The following is a 14,474-nucleotide window of genomic DNA, read 5'->3' as shown; positions in this document are numbered from 1 at the left end:
CAGTGGTCAGGATTCAGGGGAAAGGACAGGCGTGGTTTCGAGTTCGACGCTTTCCAGCAGCAATTCATCGCCGGAAATGATCCGGGTGTGCCAGTCGCCGCAGGCGCCGCAGATCAGGCGGTTCATCGCGGCTTCGCTATCCAGGCCGCAGGTCTGGCAGCGTACCCGGATCGGTGCATGGGCGAATTCGAGTTCGGCGTGTTCCATGCGGCTGCCGGCGGCAGCGAGTGGAAACGCAGTGGCCAGCAGGTCCGGCACCACGCCGGCGAGCGGGCCGATGCGCACGCGGATCAGGGTCGCGCGCTGAGCGCGATTTTGATGGATCACGGCATCCACCTGCTCGACCAGGGCCTGCGCGACCGCCAGCTCATGCACGGCTTTCCTCCAGTATCTGGTCGAGCAGTTCCCAGGTGGTGCGGGCGTCGGCCTCGGCGATTTTCTGGATCGCGTAGCCGACGTGCACCATGACGAAATCGCCGATTGCGGGCGGTTCGTCCTGCATCATGAACAGGCTGACGTCGCGCCACACGCCCTTGGCCTGGCAGCGGGCGGTAAAGCCTTCGATCGATTCGATCTGCATGGGAATGGCAAGGCACATGGGCGGCAATCCGAAACCACACTCAGGCCAGTATAAGAGCGATTGGTCCACCCTGCACCTGGACATGAATATCAAGAAACAATGATGAACAATCGGGCATTTGAGCGAAATCCCCGGTTGTTATTGGCAAAAGCTGCTGTTAGATTGATTTCATGAAAACGCTCGTGCTTGGCATCGGCAATACCCTGCTCACCGACGAGGGCGTGGGGGTTCATGTACTGCAGGCACTCGAACCCGAGCTGGCGCACCTGCCGGAGGTGACCCTGCTCGACGGCGGCACCCTTTCGTTCACCCTGGCAGGGCCGATCGAGGAAACCGATGCGCTGATCGTCGTCGATGCCGCCAACATCAAGGCCAGGCCGGGTGGCTGGGCATTGCTGCAAGGAGAGGAGATGGACGCGTTCCTGATGGGCAATCGCAAGGCCTCGGTGCACGAAGTCGGGCTGACCGACCTGCGCGCCATCGCGATGCTGGCCGGGCACTGGCCGGACAAGCGGGCGATGCTGGCGATCCAGCCCGCGGTCATCGACTGGGGCGAGCACCCCACGCCTGCCGTCGCCGCCGCCATTCCACCCGCGTGTGCGGCCATCCGCGAGCTGATCCGGGAATGGCAGCATGTCGCTTGATCCCATCCCCATCCACGCCGTCAATCCGCCGCCGGGCGAATCCGCTCTGACAGGCAATGCGCCGCCCTTGCTGCGCGAACTGGCCGCAGGGGTGCGGCGTCTGCTGGAAACCGGCGAGTCCTCCGCCATCGATCTTTCCGCGCTTCCGCTGACGCCGGCCGACCTCGACTGGCTGCAGGAAAAGCTCGGCTCCGGCGAAATCAGCGTCATCCTGCAGGCCGGCGGCGTATCCACGCTGAACGAGACCGCCTGTCCCGGCATCTGGTGGGTGACGCATCGCAACGAACAGGGCGCGGTCACCGCGCAATTCATCGAGGTGGCCTTCGTTCCCGAACTGGTGAAGGCCGCTCCCCAGGATGTGGCCATCGGCCAGGAATATCTTGAGTTAATGATCGCCGATCTCTAAGGTGAGTTGAACGCTGTCGTGTTTCAAGGCCGTTGCGGTATTAACGGCCCGAATCGGGAGACAAACATCATGCAGGGTTCGCTGATCGATGCATTCGCGCGGCAGGGCGTCAGCCGCCGCAGCTTCCTCAAGTATTGCGCCACCCTGGCTTCGATGATGGCGCTGCCGCCCGTGGCCGGGCGCGCCATGGCCGAGGCGATGGCGGCGGCGCGGCGGCCGTCGGTGATCTGGCTGCCGTTCCAGGAATGCACCGGCTGCACCGAATCGATCACGCGTTCCCATGCGCCGACCATCGAGGGCATGATTTTCGACATGATCTCGCTCGACTACCAGGAGACCCTGATGGCCGCCGCCGGCCATCAGGCCGAGGACGCACGCCTCAAGGCGATGCGGGACAACGCGGGCAAGTATCTGCTGATCGTCGACGGCTCGATTCCGCTGGGGCGCGACGGCGCCTATTCCTGCATCGGCGGCCGCTCCAATGTGGAGATGCTGAAGGAGGCGGCGCAGGGTGCCGCCGCGGTCGTCGCCGTGGGCTCCTGCGCCGCCTTCGGCGGCATCCCCAGGGCCAATCCGAATCCGACCGGCGCGGTGCCGGTGTCCGACATCGTCAAGGACAAGCCCATCGTCAACATCCCCGGCTGCCCGCCGATCCCGGTGGTGATGACCGGCGTGCTGGCGCATTACCTCACCTTCGGCAGCCTGCCCGAGCTCGACGCCAAGGGCCGCCCCAAGGCCTTCTTCGGCGAAACCATCCACGACCGCTGCTACCGCCGGCCTTTCTACGACCAGGGCAAGTTCGCCAAGACCTTCGACGACGAGGGCGCGCGCAATGGCTGGTGCCTGTTCGAACTCGGCTGCAAGGGGCCGGTGACCCACAACGCCTGCGCCACGGCGAAATGGAACGGCGGCACCTCGTGGCCGGTGGAATCCGGCCACGGCTGTCTCGGCTGCTCCGAACCCGATTTCTGGGACGCCGGCGGATTCTACAAGGCGCTGTCGCTGCCGGCCGACCCGCTCGGGATCGCCGGCGCCGCTGCGGTGGCCGGTGCGGCAGTGGGGGTGGGAATCGGTTTCGCCAACCGCGCCAAGCAAGGTGCGGCCAAATCGGCGCATGAAACCACCACCCTGGCCGATCTGGAGAAATGAGATGACCGATCTGCAATTTCTGACCTGGGTACGCGGCCCCGGACTCGGTATCGCAGTGGGTATCTTCCTGCTCGGGGTGCTGTGGAGGCTGTTCGAGATCTACTCGCTGGGGCGCAGCAAAGATCTGTCCGCGCCGCGCCGCACGCCGGGCGCGTCCGGCCTGCATACCGTGTTCCGCCGTTCGCTGCCGCCGCCCGGCATGCTGAAGCGCTCGCCGGTGAGCTACCTCGGCGGCTACATCTTCCACATCGGCCTCGCCATCGTCGTGTTCGGCTTCGCGCCGCACATCCTGCTGATCAGGAACCTCACCGGGCTGTCATGGCCGGCGCTGCCCTCGCAGTTCGTCGATCTGGCGGCGGTGGTGACGATGGCGGCGATGGCGGTGATGCTGGCCGACCGCGTCAACAAGCCGGCCAAGCGCTTTCTTTCCACCTTCGAGGACTGGTTCACCTGGGCGGCGACCTTCCTGCCGGTACTGACCGGCTGGATGGCGGTGCAGCATCTGCTGCTGCCCTACACCGCGATGCTGGCGCTGCACATCCTCGCCGTGGAAATCCTGCTCATCGTGCTGCCTTTCACCAAGCTGTTCCATGCCTTCACGCTGTTCGGCTCGCGCTGGTACAACGGTAAAGTCAACGGACACAGAGGCGTGCCGGTATGAGCGCCTCGCTGGAAAAGGGCATCCGCGCCCTAAAGGAGGTCATCGACGCGCCCATCGCCAGCTATTTCAACAGCTGCGTGCACTGCGGTCTGTGCGCCGAGGCCTGCCTGTTCTACACCGAGACCGGCGACCCCAAATACACCCCGATCCACAAGCTGGAGCCGCTGCGCCGCATCTACGAACAGGAATACACCCTGCTGGGGCGGCTGAAGAAAAAAGTGGGACTTGCCAAAGCCGTCACCGACGATGAACTCGATCAATGGCAGGAGCTGGTCTACGACAGCTGCACGCTGTGCGGCCGCTGTTCCGCCGTCTGCCCGGTCGGCAACGACATCGTCTACATGGTGCGCAAGTTCCGCGAGGGCATGTCGGCCTCCGGCCATGCGCCTGAAGGCATCAAGAGTGCGGTCAGCCGCACCGTCGCCATCGGCAGCCCGATGGGCGTCAAGCTGCCCGCAGTGCTGGCGCAGATGAAGCACGTCGAAGCGGACTATGGCATCCCGATTCCGCTGGATGTTGAAGGCGCCGAGTACATGGTGGTGCTATCGTCGATGGAAATCATCAACTTCCCCGAATATCTCGGCGCCGTCGCCAGGATCATGCAGCAGGCCGGCAAGACCTGGACGCTGTGTTCGACCGCGTTCGAGGCGACCAACGCCGGCATCCAGATCGGCAACTCCGACCTGGCGAAAGTGATCGTCTCGCGCATCGTCGAAGGCGCGGAAAAACTCAAGGTCAAGACCGTGATCAGCCCCGAATGCGGCCACGCCTACACCGCGCTGCGCTGGGAAGGCGCCAATCTGATCGGGCGGCCGTTCGGCTTCGAAGTCCAGCACATCGTCGAGGTGCTGGACGAGTTCCAGCGGCAGGGGTGGCTCAGGACCGAAGGCTTCGAGACCGACAAGCTGACTTTCCACGATCCCTGCCAGCTGGTGCGGCGCGGCGGGGTGATCCGGCAGCCGCGCACGCTGATGCACAGCGTGGCGCAGAACTTCGTCGAGATGCCCGATGCCGGCTACATGAACTGGTGCTGCAGTGGCGGCGGCGGCGCCTCGGCCATCGAGGAAGGCGAGGCATTGCGGCTGGAAGCGTTCAAGAAGAAGAAAACCCAGTTCGACGCGGTCAGGCCGGACCGGGTGGTCACCGCCTGCGCCAATTGCCGCATCGTGCTGGAAGAAAGCCTGGAGCATTACCGGATGGACATCCCGGTCATCGGCCTGACCGAATTGATCGCCGAACACATCCCGGAGCGGAACAAACCGGAAGGAGTCTGACCCATGAGCACCGCGCAACGCGTCGTCGTCGATCCCATCACCCGCATCGAGGGCCATCTGCGCATCGAAGCGGAAACCGACGCCGGCGGCAGGATCACCCATGCGTACTCCGCCGGCACCATGGTGCGCGGCATCGAGATCATCCTGCGCGGGCGCGACCCGCGCGACGCCTGGGCGTTCGCACAAAGGATTTGCGGCGTCTGCACCCTGGTGCACGGCATCGCCTCGGTGCGTTCGGTGGAGGATGCGCTGCACCGCGCCGTCCCGAGCTACAGCATTCCTGCCAACGCCGAGCTGATCCGCAACCTGATGATCGCCGCGCAATACGTGCACGACCACGTGATGCACTTCTATCACCTGCACGCGCTCGACTGGGTCGACGTGGTATCGGCGCTGAAGGCCGACCCCAAGGCCACTTCCGCGCTGGCGCAGAGCCTGTCCGGCTATCCCCGGTCGTCTCCCGGCTACTTCGCCGACGTGCAGAAGAAGGTGAAGACCTTCATCGAGCAGGGCCAGCTCGGCATCTTCGCCAACGCCTACTGGGGCCATCCCGCCTACAAGCTGCCGCCGGAAGCCAACCTGATGGCGGTGGCGCACTATCTCGATGCGCTCGCCTGGCAGCGCGACGTGGTCAAGCTGCACGCCATTTTCGGCGGCAAGAATCCGCACCCCAACTTCGTGGTGGGCGGCGTGCCCTCGGCGATTTCCGTTCACACCCGCGGCGGCGGCCAGGATGCCACCGCGCTCAACATGGTGGGCCTACAGACGGTGCAGAACGTCATCCGCCAGATGCGCGACTTCGTCGACCAGGTCTACCTGCCGGACACGCTCGCCATTGCCGGTTTTTACAAGGACTGGGCAGGGCGCGGCGAAGGCCTGGGCAATTTCCTGTCGTTCGGCGATCTGCCATCGGAAAACTTCTGGAATCCGGATTCCTATCTCATCCCGCGCGGCGTCATCCTCAACCGCGACCTCAGCAAAATTCACCCGATCGATCTGGACGCGGACAACGAAATCCAGGAATTCGTCAGCCACTCCTGGTACAAGTACAGCCAGGGCGACAAACAGGGCCTGCACCCGTTCAAGGGCGAGACCGAACTCAGCTACACCGGGCCGAAGCCGCCCTACGCACACCTCGATGTCGAGCAGAAATATTCCTGGATGAAATCGCCGCGCTGGCAGGGTAAATCCATGGAAGTCGGGCCGCTCGCCCGCGTGCTGATGCTGTATGCCAGCGGCAACGCCCAGGCGAAGGAGCTGGTCGGCTTGACGCTGAAGACGCTCGACGTGCCGGTCGAGGCGCTGTTTTCCACCCTCGGCCGCACCGCTGCGCGCACGCTGGAATCGAAGATCCTGGCCGACGCCATGCAGGGCTGGTTCGACCGGCTGATGGCCAACATCAAGGCCGGCGACGTGCGCACCTTCAACGAGCAATACTGGGAGCCGGTGACCTGGCCGAAGCACATGCAGGGCGTCGGCCTGATGGAAGCCCCGCGCGGCGGGCTCTCGCACTGGATCGTCGTCGACGACGCCAGGATCAGCAACTACCAGGCGGTGGTGCCGAGCACCTGGAACGCCGGCCCGCGCGACGCGCAAGGCCAGCCGGGCGCCTACGAGGCGGCGCTGCAGGACAACCACGTCATGCACGACCCGAAACAGCCGATCGAGATTCTGCGTACCATCCATTCCTTCGACCCCTGCATCGCCTGCGCCGTGCACGTGACCGACCCGGCCGGCGAGGAACTGGTGCAGGTAAAAATCAAATAATGCCGATTGAAAACGGAGAACACGCAATGAAGCCGATGAAACCTGCACGCCCGATCGTACTGGCTGCCCTTTGCCTGTTTGCGGGCACAGCGTCCGCGCATGGCGGAAGCCATGCGCTCGCCGGATTCACCGACGGGCTGACCCACCCCTTGCTGGGGCTGGATCACCTGCTCGCCATGCTTGCGGTCGGCCTGTGGGCGGCACAGCAGGGCGCGCGCGCGCGGTGGGCGGTGCCGGCGGCCTTCGTCGCTGCGATGGGGCTGGGCGGCGCGCTGGCCTGGACGGGCGGGGAACTGCCGCAGGTCGAAACCGCCATCGCCCTGTCGGTGCTGGCGCTGGGCCTGCTGATCGCCACGCGGCGCCGGTGGGCGGTGCCGGCCGGCATGGCGGCCGCCGCCGTTTTCGCGCTGTTCCACGGCCACGCCCACGGGCTGGAAATGCCGCAGGCGGCATCGCCTGCGGCGTATGCCCTGGGTTTCGTGCTGGCCACGATTTCCCTGCATGGCGTGGGGGTCGCCGGCAGTCTGGCCGGCCGTCGCGCGGTGCAGGCAGCGGGAGCGGGCATCGCAACCGCCGGCCTGGCGCTGCTCTTCGCCCTGTGATCCAGCGCCGGAATGGACGCAAGTCACAAGTTGCAAGTAAAAAGATGGGGTTGCGCCATCTTTGTGACTTGCTGCTTGAAGCTCGCAGGCGCTGCTCGAAGGCGCAAGATTGAACAGGCCCGTCCATTCCCGCGAGCCCAGGCGTGATGCGGCTGGCCGCTCGCCTCCTGCGCGGTTGACTAGAATGATAGGAGTAAGGCGCGCGTATAAGCTGTTGGCACCTGTGATGCCGGGCGCGTCAAGGAGGTCATGATGAACGCCAGACTCAATGAAGTGTTTGTGCACATCAACGAAGCTCTCGACGAGGACAGCTTGCACAGCCTCGAAGAGGGAATCCGCCGCGACGCCGGCGTGGTTTCGGTGGGGCACAATCCGGAGCAATCCCACATGATCATGGTGGTCTACGATTCGGAGTCCACCCGGGCTTCCAGCCTGCTCCACAGCATCCAGGAGCAGGGCCTGCATGCCCAGCTCGTCGGCCTGTAAGGAGCGGGGGCCGCTGCGCGGGCGGCGGCAAGTTCAGTCCCAGCGGTTGTCGCGCACTTCCACCCAGCCCGCCACGATCCTGAGCGGAAAGGTGGCCACCGCGCAATAGGCCGGCGGGGCGGTGACTGCGCCGGTGCGCAGGTTGAAGCGGGCGCCATGGCGCGGGCAGACGATCTCGTCGCCGCGGACTTCGCCGCTGGCGAGTTCGCCGCCGTCGTGGGTGCAGGCGTCCTCGATCGCGCAATAATCCCCATCGAGGTTGAACACCGCCACAGCCACGCCGTCGACATCGACGACGCGGCGGCTGCCCGGCGGCAATGCTTCGATGCGCGCCACTTTCACCCAGTCGGCCATCAAACCAGCCCCAGCTGCAGGCGCGCAGCCTCGGTCATGCGGCCTGGCTCCCACGGCGGTTCCCAGACGATTTCGACGTGGGCGTCGCTCACTCCCGCCACCGTCCTGACGCTTTTTTCGACCTGCGCGGGAAAGCTCTGCGCCACCGGGCAGCCGGGGGCGGTGAGGGTCATGCGTATGTCGACGCGGCCATTGGGGGCGAGGTCGAGCGCGTAGATCAGGCCCAGGTCGTAGATATTGACCGGCAGCTCGGGATCGTAAATCGTGCGCAGGGCGGCGATAACCCGTTCACGCAGCGCGGTCGGGTCGCGGCCCTCCTCGGTCATGCGCGCCGGGCTGGTCATGGCTGCGGCGCGGGCAACGAGGGTTGCGGGCAGAACGGGGAGGGGCCTTCGGTGCACACCGTTTCCGTCCTTTTTTCGAGCGCAGCCTGCAGGGTATGCCAGGGCAGCGTCGCGCACTTCACGCGCATTGGAAACGCATGCACGCCTTCCAGCACGCGCAGCTTCCCCACGCCTTCCGCCGGGCCGTTTTCCGCCAGCATGCGATGCACCCGCCGGAACAGGGTTTGGGCTTCTTCCAGCGGCTTGCCCATGACCGCTTCGGCCATCAGCGAGGCGGAGGCCATGCAGATGGCGCAGCCGGCGCCCTCGAAACCGATGTCCTGGATCGTGCCGTCAGCCACTTTCAGATGCACCTGGACTTCATCGTTGCACAAGGGGTTGAAGCCGTGCGCATGGTGCGTGCTGCCGCGCGGATTCCTGGGGTAGTGCCGCGGATGGCGGTTGTGTTCCAGAATGACCTCTTCGTAGAGGCTGCGCTGATCGGCCATCATGCTGTGTCCTCCTTTTCCGGTAGCGGCAGCGCGGCTGCCAGATGCGGCTCCAGCCAGCCGGCGAGGCCGCTGCGTTCCGCAAGCGTCAGCGCTTCCGCGACGAACCCGCGCAGCAGCAATGCGCGCGCCGCATCGGCGGCGATGCCGCGGCTGCGCAGAAAGAACAGCTGCGCCTCGTCGAGCTGGCCCACGGTCGCGCCATGTGCGCACTTGACGTCGTCGGCATGGATTTCCAGTTGCGGCTTGACGTCGATTTCGGCGTGCGGCGAGAGCAGCAGATTGCGGCTGGATTGCTGCGCGTCAGTCTTTTGCGCCCCCGGCTGCACCACCACGCGCGCATCGAAGATACCGCGCCCGCGGCCGGCGGCGATGCCGCGCCAGGTCTGGCGGCTGGTGGTATGCGGCGCGGCGTGCTCGACGTGCAGATGCTGGTCGATGTGGCGCCGTGCAGCGGCGATGAAGAGGCCGTCGAGCTGGCATTCGGCGCCGGGTTCATCCAGGCTCACCCAGACGTCGTGACGCGCCAAGCGGCCACCAAGGCTGATCGACAAGGCATGGTAGCGGCTGTCGCGCGCCTGCTGCACCACGGCCAGGCCGGTTTGGGTGGCGACCGCGCTTTCCTCGGTCAGCTTCAGGTGGACCAGCCGCGCCCCTTCGCCCAGCACGATCTCGCTGACCGGGTTGTTCCAGTAGGGAAGGCCGGGGCTGCCCCGGTAATGCTCCACCAGCACCGCTTCGGCACCGGCTTCCAGCACCACGAGGTTGCGCACGTGCAGCATGGCGTCGGCCTCGCTGGCATGGTGCACCACGAACAGCGGCGGCAGCGTACGGCGGGCAGGGACATGCAGGAACAGCCCGTCCTGCCACAGCGCGCTGTTGATCTGGGCCAGCGCCGTGCCGCCCGATATCCTGCAGGCAAGCTGGCCGAGGTGTCGGGCCACTGGCGCAGCGCCGGCATGCGCGGCAAGGCTGTGCGCCTGGACCGCGTGCGAATCGGCATCGACCAGGCGGCCATTGCCGAATCGCAATAGCGTTCCCGGATAATCCTCGGTTACGGCGGTTTCCGCGGCCGGTCCCGGCACGTGCCATTCGGCCTGTTCCAGGGCGGCGAGCGAGGTGTATTTCCAGTCCTCTTCGCGCGAGGTCGGCAGCCCGCTCGCGAGAAAGCGCTCCAGCGCCTGGCGGCGCGCAGTGCGGTGGGCGGCCGAGGCGGCGATGGCGTCGAACGCGTTCCGGTAGCGGCTGGCTGTCTGCGTGTTCATGGCCGCGTCTCCTTCTGGGCTTCGGGAATCGCCCAGCCATAGCCGCGGTTTTCCAGTTCCAGCGCCAGGCTGGCGTCACCGGAGCGCACGATGCGCCCGACCGCCAGCACGTGCACGTGGTCGGGCACGATGTAGTTCAGCAGGCGCTGGTAGTGGGTGACCAGGATGAATGCGCGCTGCGGGCTCTTCAAGGCATTCACCCCGCTTGCCACGGTTTTGAGGGCATCGATGTCGAGCCCGGAATCGGTCTCGTCAAGGATCGCCAGGCGCGGTTCGAGCACCGCCATCTGCAGGATTTCGTTGCGCTTTTTCTCTCCGCCCGAGAAGCCTTCGTTGACCGCGCGATACAGAAAGCTTTCGTCCATGCCGAGCAGGGCCAGCTTGCTTTTCACCGTGTCGAGAAAATCCAGCGCGTCAAGCTCGGGCTCGCCGCGCTGCAGCCGCACGCTGTTGAGCGCGGTGCGCAGCAATTGCACGTTGGCCACCCCGGGGATCTCCAGCGGATACTGGAAGGCGAGGAACACCCCGGCGCGGGCGCGCTGTTCCGCTGCCATCGCCAGCAGATCCTGCTCCAGGTAGCGCACGCTGCCCGCGGTCACGGTGTAGCCCTCGCGCCCGGCCAGCACCTGGGCGAGCGTGCTCTTGCCGGAACCGTTGGGCCCCATGATGGCGTGCACTTCGCCTGCGCGCACCGTGAGGTCGATGCCGGCGAGGATGGGCTTGTCGCCGATGGATACGTGCAGATTGCGGATTTCCAGCATGACGTTCTCCTTGTTCCTTATCCCACTGCGCCTTCCAGGCTCACCGCAAGCAGCTTCTGCGCTTCCACCGCGAATTCCATCGGCAGTTCCTTGAACACTTCCTTGCAGAAACCGTTGACGATCAGGTTCACCGCGTCTTCCGCGGAGAGCCCGCGGCTGCGCAGGTAGAACAGCTGGTCGTCGCCGATCTTGCTGGTGGTGGCTTCATGCTCCACCGTGGCGCTGGGGTTCTTCACCTCGATATAGGGGAAGGTATGCGCGGCGCAGCGGTCGCTCATCAGCAGCGAATCACATTGCGTGTGGTTGCGCGCGTTCGCCGCGGTCGGCAGCACTTTCACCAGGCCGCGGTAGGCGTTGCTGCCGAACCCTGCGGAGATGCCTTTTGAAACGATGGTGCTGCGGCTGTTGCGGCCGATGTGGATCATCTTGGTGCCGGTGTCGGCCTGCTGGCGGTGGTTGGTCAGGGCGATCGAATAGAACTCGCCGACGCTGTCGTCGCCGCGCAGTATGCAGCTCGGATATTTCCAGGTGATCGCCGACCCGGTCTCGACCTGGGTCCAGGAAATGTGCGAGCGGTCGCCGCGGCAGTCGCCGCGCTTGGTGACGAAGTTGTAGATGCCGCCACGCCCTTCGCGGTCACCGGGGTACCAGTTCTGCACCGTGGAATACTTGATGCGGGCGTCCTTGAGCGCCACCAGTTCCACCACCGCCGCATGCAGCTGGTTCTCGTCGCGCATCGGCGCGGTGCAGCCTTCCAGATAGCTCACCGTCGCGCCTTCGTCGGCGATGATCAGGGTGCGCTCGAACTGCCCGCTGTTCTTCGCGTTGATGCGGAAATAGGTCGACAGCTCCATCGGGCAGCGCACGCCTTTCGGCACGTAGACGAAGGAGCCGTCGGTGAACACGGCCGAGTTGAGGGTGGCGAAGTAATTGTCGGTATAGGGCACCACCGAGCCAAGGTACTGGCGCACCAGTTCGGGATGCTTCTGCACCGCTTCGGAGAAGGAGCAGAAAATGATGCCCAGGCTCTCCAGCTTGTCCTTGAAGGTGGTGGCGACCGACACCGAATCGAAGACCGCGTCCACCGCCACCCCCGCCAGCGCCTCGCGCTCCTGCAGCGGGATGCCGAGCTTCTCATAGGTGCGCAGCAGCTCGGGGTCGACTTCGGACAGGTCTTTCGGCTGCGTGCGCGTTTTCGGCGCGGCGTAGTAGTGGATGGCCTGGTAGTCGATCGGCGCGTGGTGCACCGATGCCCAGGTCGGCTCGCGCAGCGTCAGCCAGTGGCGATAGGCCTGCAGCCGCCAGTCCAGCATGAACGCGGGCTCGGCCTTCTTGGCCGAGATGAGGCGGATGACGTCTTCGTTCAATCCCTTGGGCACCACTTCCTGCTCGATATCGGTGACGAAGCCCCAGCGGTATTCGTCGTCGATGCGCTTGCGCAGCTCGGGGTTGCTCAACTCGGGGGCAGGCAACTCGGAATGGCGCACTTCGGTATCGCTCATGGCATTTTCTCCTGCAAGGCCTGCACCTGAATCGCCTGCAATTGCGGCCTGGCCATGTCGGCCAGGCTGACCGCTTGCAGCGCCACCCGCAGCGCGCGATTGATCAGCTGCCAGTTGGCGCGCGTCGCGCACCCTCGTTCCAGCGAGCAATTGCCCTTGCCGCGCGCGCACTCGGTGAGGGCGAGCGGGCCTTCGATCGCGCCCACCACGTCGGCCACCGAAATCGCATGCGGCGCCACGGCCAGGCTGTAGCCGCCGCCCGCGCCGCGCGCGCTGGCGAGCAATTGCGCGCGCAACAGGCGTTTCAACAGCTTGGCCACCGTGGGCTGGGGCACGCCCAGTTCGTCGGCCAGCTGCGCCGCACTGAAGCAGCGTCCCGGCTCGCGCGCCAGCCGCACCATCAATACGGTGGCGTAGTCGGTGAGTTTGGCGATGCGTAACATGCGCGCTCCGGAATGCCTAAATAGGACTGCGTTGGTTCTGTATAGACCAGATCGGGAATGAATCAAGTCCGCAATGGCAAGCCCAGCAAGGCGTGCTACAAAACTAAGTCGAGAGTCACCGAGGAGATAGCGCATGTCCCATGAAGCCGCCTTGCAGGCGACGATCGGCGATCTGGTTCAGTCAGGGCGCGGCATCCTGGCGGCCGACGAGAGCGCGCCGACCATCGCAAAACGCTTTCAGGCCATCGGGGTCGAATCCACCGAAGAAAACCGGCGCGCCTATCGCTCCCTGCTGTTAAGCGCGCCGGGGCTGGGCGCCTACATCAGCGGGGTCATCCTGTTCGAGGAGACCCTGAGCCAGAAAACCGACGACGGCAGGCTGCTGCCGGCGGCCGCCTGGGAACAGAAGATTGTCCCCGGCATCAAGGTGGACAAGGGGAAAATACCGCTGGCGCTGAGCCCGGGCGATGAAATCACCCAGGGGCTGGACGGTCTGGCGGAGCGCCTGGCGGGCTACCGCGAGCAGGGCGCCCGCTTTGCCAAATGGCGCGAGGTCTACACCATCGGCAAACACCTCCCCAGCGTGACCGGCATGGCGGCGAATGCGGAAATGCTGGCGCGCTATGCGGCGGTGTGCCAGAGCGAAGGCTTCGTCCCGATCGTCGAACCCGAAGTCCTCATGGACGGCGACCACGGCCTGGAGCGCTGCGCGGATGTCACCGAGGCCGTCCTGCATGCGGTGTTCCATGCCCTGCATCGCCATCGCGTCGTGCTCGAGCACATGCTGCTGAAGCCCAGCATGGTGGTGCCCGGCAAGGTGCAGCCCAAGGCCGGGCCGGAAACCGTCGCCGCCGCCACGCTCAGGGTGCTGCGGCGGACCGTTCCTGCGGCGGTGCCCAGCATTCATTTTCTTTCCGGCGGTCAGGGCCCGGAAGAAGCCACGGCCAATCTGGATGCCTTGAACCGGAGCGGGGGGGCGTCGCCCTGGCGGCTGAGCCTCTCCTACGGACGCGCCCTGCAGCAGCCTGCGCTGCAGGCCTGGGGCGGCAAGAGCGGGAATGTCCAGGCGGCCCAGCAGGCCCTGCTCAAACGAGCCCGGCTGAACAGCCTGGCCATGCAGGGCAGGTATACGGCGGAGATGGAAAACGACTGACAGCGATCGCCACGGGCGATTCTGCAGGTGACCGTCCAGCGCGTCCCCTGTTCTTTACGAAAACCAGCGCAGGAAGGCCGCTGCCGTGAGGGCCAGGGTGGCCAGCGCGGCCAGGCCCTGGAAGCTACGCTTCACGCCCGCATGGCCCCATTCCTTGCCTCGGGCGAGATAGACGGCGGCCAGCAGGAAACCCGCTGTTGCCGCCGCCACCTTGACGACGAGGGCGGTCATGGCAACGCTGCTCAGATCCGGCATCTCGCCGTAGTAGTAGAAGCTGGTGACGCCGAACAATCCGCCGCTGAGTATTTGCGCGCCCCAGGCAAGCAGGATCAGCCAGGCAAACTGGCGTCCGTCGCCCAGGCGGGAGGCGGGCCACAGCGCGAACACCGCGCCGCCGAGCACGGCGGCGGCGCCGAAGTTATGCACCACCTGGGTCAGGGCGTAGGCAAGGTTTTCCGCGCCCACCGCTTACTTCACCGTGACCTGGATGCACTGTCCGATGCCGATGGGCACGTGGGCCTTGTTCACCACCTTGACGCAGAGGCTGCGCTTGCCGGACGACAGGGTTTCCAGCAAATAATCGCCCTTGCGCTTG

General features: G+C 65.6%; 19 protein-coding genes. 9 read left to right on the top strand and 10 right to left on the bottom strand.

What is annotated here, in order from left to right; all coding sequences use genetic code 11:
• Positions 1 to 6: 6 nt before the first annotated feature.
• Both BGO62_RS04235 and BGO62_RS04230 read right to left on the bottom strand, forming a co-directional pair.
• Positions 7 to 375 carry a hydrogenase maturation nickel metallochaperone HypA gene (locus tag BGO62_RS04235; RefSeq protein ID WP_296639630.1) on the bottom strand — a complete coding sequence of 123 codons (369 nt, stop codon included), beginning with the start codon at positions 373 to 375 and terminating at the stop codon, positions 7 to 9.
• Positions 368 to 598, bottom strand: coding sequence for a HypC/HybG/HupF family hydrogenase formation chaperone (locus tag BGO62_RS04230; RefSeq protein ID WP_296639629.1), 231 nt, complete (start codon positions 596 to 598; stop codon positions 368 to 370). Before BGO62_RS04230 ends, BGO62_RS04235 begins: the two co-directional genes overlap by 8 nt.
• Positions 599 to 750: 152 nt before the next feature.
• On the opposite strand from BGO62_RS04230, the gene BGO62_RS04225 reads away from it, so the two are divergent.
• The 8 genes from BGO62_RS04225 to BGO62_RS04190 all read left to right on the top strand — a co-directional run bounded on the left by BGO62_RS04225 (position 751) and on the right by BGO62_RS04190 (position 7,569).
• Positions 751 to 1,224 (top strand): HyaD/HybD family hydrogenase maturation endopeptidase, encoded by a 474-nt coding sequence (locus BGO62_RS04225; RefSeq protein WP_296639626.1) that lies wholly within the window; start codon positions 751 to 753, stop codon positions 1,222 to 1,224.
• Positions 1,214 to 1,630, top strand: a complete 417-nt coding sequence (locus BGO62_RS04220) for a hydrogenase expression/formation C-terminal domain-containing protein (protein ID WP_296639625.1) — start codon at positions 1,214 to 1,216, stop codon at positions 1,628 to 1,630. Before BGO62_RS04225 ends, BGO62_RS04220 begins: the two co-directional genes overlap by 11 nt.
• Before the next feature lie 69 nt (positions 1,631 to 1,699).
• Complete coding sequence (locus BGO62_RS04215) at positions 1,700 to 2,779, top strand: hydrogenase small subunit (protein WP_296639624.1); 1,080 nt, start codon at positions 1,700 to 1,702, stop codon at positions 2,777 to 2,779.
• Between the two features lies 1 nt (position 2,780).
• Positions 2,781 to 3,440, top strand: a complete 660-nt coding sequence (locus BGO62_RS04210) for a hypothetical protein (protein ID WP_296639623.1) — start codon at positions 2,781 to 2,783, stop codon at positions 3,438 to 3,440.
• Positions 3,437 to 4,714 (top strand): (Fe-S)-binding protein, encoded by a 1,278-nt coding sequence (locus tag BGO62_RS04205; protein WP_296639621.1) that lies wholly within the window; start codon positions 3,437 to 3,439, stop codon positions 4,712 to 4,714. The genes BGO62_RS04210 and BGO62_RS04205 overlap by 4 nt, the downstream gene beginning before the upstream one ends.
• A gap of 3 nt (positions 4,715 to 4,717) precedes the next feature.
• Positions 4,718 to 6,481 (top strand): nickel-dependent hydrogenase large subunit, encoded by a 1,764-nt coding sequence (locus BGO62_RS04200; protein ID WP_296639619.1) that lies wholly within the window; start codon positions 4,718 to 4,720, stop codon positions 6,479 to 6,481.
• A gap of 26 nt (positions 6,482 to 6,507) precedes the next feature.
• Positions 6,508 to 7,083, top strand: a complete 576-nt coding sequence (locus BGO62_RS04195; RefSeq protein WP_296639618.1) for a HupE/UreJ family protein — start codon at positions 6,508 to 6,510, stop codon at positions 7,081 to 7,083.
• A gap of 252 nt (positions 7,084 to 7,335) precedes the next feature.
• Positions 7,336 to 7,569 (top strand): hypothetical protein, encoded by a 234-nt coding sequence (locus BGO62_RS04190; RefSeq protein ID WP_296639617.1) that lies wholly within the window; start codon positions 7,336 to 7,338, stop codon positions 7,567 to 7,569.
• Positions 7,570 to 7,602: 33 nt separating this feature from the next.
• Here BGO62_RS04190 and BGO62_RS04185 read toward each other — a convergent pair whose 3' ends face one another.
• Genes BGO62_RS04185 through BGO62_RS04155 form a run of 7 tightly spaced genes read right to left on the bottom strand, consistent with a single transcriptional unit; the run spans position 7,603 to position 12,726 of the window.
• Positions 7,603 to 7,923, bottom strand: coding sequence for a non-heme iron oxygenase ferredoxin subunit (locus BGO62_RS04185; RefSeq protein WP_296639616.1), 321 nt, complete (start codon positions 7,921 to 7,923; stop codon positions 7,603 to 7,605).
• A complete protein-coding gene (locus BGO62_RS04180; RefSeq protein WP_296639614.1) occupies positions 7,923 to 8,267 on the bottom strand; it encodes an SUF system Fe-S cluster assembly protein in 345 nt (114 codons plus the stop codon). Before BGO62_RS04180 ends, BGO62_RS04185 begins: the two co-directional genes overlap by 1 nt.
• Positions 8,264 to 8,758 (bottom strand): Fe-S cluster assembly sulfur transfer protein SufU, encoded by a 495-nt coding sequence (gene sufU / locus BGO62_RS04175; protein WP_296639612.1) that lies wholly within the window; start codon positions 8,756 to 8,758, stop codon positions 8,264 to 8,266. The genes BGO62_RS04180 and sufU overlap by 4 nt, the downstream gene beginning before the upstream one ends.
• Positions 8,755 to 10,020, bottom strand: a complete 1,266-nt coding sequence (gene sufD, locus BGO62_RS04170; RefSeq protein WP_296639610.1) for a Fe-S cluster assembly protein SufD — start codon at positions 10,018 to 10,020, stop codon at positions 8,755 to 8,757. Before sufD ends, sufU begins: the two co-directional genes overlap by 4 nt.
• Complete coding sequence (sufC, locus tag BGO62_RS04165) at positions 10,017 to 10,781, bottom strand: Fe-S cluster assembly ATPase SufC (protein ID WP_296639608.1); 765 nt, start codon at positions 10,779 to 10,781, stop codon at positions 10,017 to 10,019. Before sufC ends, sufD begins: the two co-directional genes overlap by 4 nt.
• 17 nt (positions 10,782 to 10,798) lie before the next feature.
• Positions 10,799 to 12,283: a Fe-S cluster assembly protein SufB gene (sufB, locus tag BGO62_RS04160; RefSeq protein ID WP_296639606.1), complete on the bottom strand. Its 1,485-nt coding sequence runs from the start codon at positions 12,281 to 12,283 to the stop codon at positions 10,799 to 10,801.
• Complete coding sequence (locus tag BGO62_RS04155; RefSeq protein WP_296639605.1) at positions 12,280 to 12,726, bottom strand: SUF system Fe-S cluster assembly regulator; 447 nt, start codon at positions 12,724 to 12,726, stop codon at positions 12,280 to 12,282. The genes sufB and BGO62_RS04155 overlap by 4 nt, the downstream gene beginning before the upstream one ends.
• A gap of 133 nt (positions 12,727 to 12,859) precedes the next feature.
• On the opposite strand from BGO62_RS04155, the gene BGO62_RS04150 reads away from it, so the two are divergent.
• Entirely contained in the window at positions 12,860 to 13,879 is a 1,020-nt protein-coding gene (locus BGO62_RS04150) for a class I fructose-bisphosphate aldolase (RefSeq protein ID WP_296639603.1), read from the top strand.
• 54 nt (positions 13,880 to 13,933) lie between these two features.
• On the opposite strand, the gene BGO62_RS04145 is transcribed toward BGO62_RS04150, so the two are convergent.
• Positions 13,934 to 14,344 carry a hypothetical protein gene (locus BGO62_RS04145; RefSeq protein ID WP_296639601.1) on the bottom strand — a complete coding sequence of 137 codons (411 nt, stop codon included), beginning with the start codon at positions 14,342 to 14,344 and terminating at the stop codon, positions 13,934 to 13,936.
• Positions 14,345 to 14,474 lie beyond the last annotated feature (130 nt).

Origin of the sequence: Thiobacillus sp. 65-1402 (assembly GCF_001897685.1) — a bacterium.
Taxonomy (GTDB): Bacteria; Pseudomonadota; Gammaproteobacteria; order Burkholderiales; family Thiobacillaceae; genus Thiobacillus.
This window is presented reverse-complemented; position numbering and strand designations above follow the sequence as displayed.

What these genes read in the sequence shown, in the direction of transcription:
- sufB (WP_296639606.1), bottom strand. Translation starts at nt 12,283, where the DNA reads ATGAGCGATACCGAAGTGCGCCATTCCGAGTTGCCTGCCCCCGAGTTG.
- BGO62_RS04195 (WP_296639618.1), top strand. Translation starts at nt 6,508, where the DNA reads ATGAAGCCGATGAAACCTGCACGCCCGATCGTACTGGCTGCCCTTTGC.
- BGO62_RS04200 (WP_296639619.1), top strand. Translation starts at nt 4,718, where the DNA reads ATGAGCACCGCGCAACGCGTCGTCGTCGATCCCATCACCCGCATCGAG.
- BGO62_RS04210 (WP_296639623.1), top strand. Translation starts at nt 2,781, where the DNA reads ATGACCGATCTGCAATTTCTGACCTGGGTACGCGGCCCCGGACTCGGT.
- BGO62_RS04215 (WP_296639624.1), top strand. Translation starts at nt 1,700, where the DNA reads ATGCAGGGTTCGCTGATCGATGCATTCGCGCGGCAGGGCGTCAGCCGC.
- BGO62_RS04230 (WP_296639629.1), bottom strand. Translation starts at nt 598, where the DNA reads ATGTGCCTTGCCATTCCCATGCAGATCGAATCGATCGAAGGCTTTACC.
- BGO62_RS04190 (WP_296639617.1), top strand. Translation starts at nt 7,336, where the DNA reads ATGAACGCCAGACTCAATGAAGTGTTTGTGCACATCAACGAAGCTCTC.
- BGO62_RS04205 (WP_296639621.1), top strand. Translation starts at nt 3,437, where the DNA reads ATGAGCGCCTCGCTGGAAAAGGGCATCCGCGCCCTAAAGGAGGTCATC.
- BGO62_RS04155 (WP_296639605.1), bottom strand. Translation starts at nt 12,726, where the DNA reads ATGTTACGCATCGCCAAACTCACCGACTACGCCACCGTATTGATGGTG.
- BGO62_RS04220 (WP_296639625.1), top strand. Translation starts at nt 1,214, where the DNA reads ATGTCGCTTGATCCCATCCCCATCCACGCCGTCAATCCGCCGCCGGGC.
- BGO62_RS04225 (WP_296639626.1), top strand. Translation starts at nt 751, where the DNA reads ATGAAAACGCTCGTGCTTGGCATCGGCAATACCCTGCTCACCGACGAG.
- BGO62_RS04150 (WP_296639603.1), top strand. Translation starts at nt 12,860, where the DNA reads ATGTCCCATGAAGCCGCCTTGCAGGCGACGATCGGCGATCTGGTTCAG.
- sufD (WP_296639610.1), bottom strand. Translation starts at nt 10,020, where the DNA reads ATGAACACGCAGACAGCCAGCCGCTACCGGAACGCGTTCGACGCCATC.
- sufC (WP_296639608.1), bottom strand. Translation starts at nt 10,781, where the DNA reads ATGCTGGAAATCCGCAATCTGCACGTATCCATCGGCGACAAGCCCATC.
- BGO62_RS04185 (WP_296639616.1), bottom strand. Translation starts at nt 7,923, where the DNA reads ATGGCCGACTGGGTGAAAGTGGCGCGCATCGAAGCATTGCCGCCGGGC.
- sufU (WP_296639612.1), bottom strand. Translation starts at nt 8,758, where the DNA reads ATGATGGCCGATCAGCGCAGCCTCTACGAAGAGGTCATTCTGGAACAC.
- BGO62_RS04180 (WP_296639614.1), bottom strand. Translation starts at nt 8,267, where the DNA reads ATGACCAGCCCGGCGCGCATGACCGAGGAGGGCCGCGACCCGACCGCG.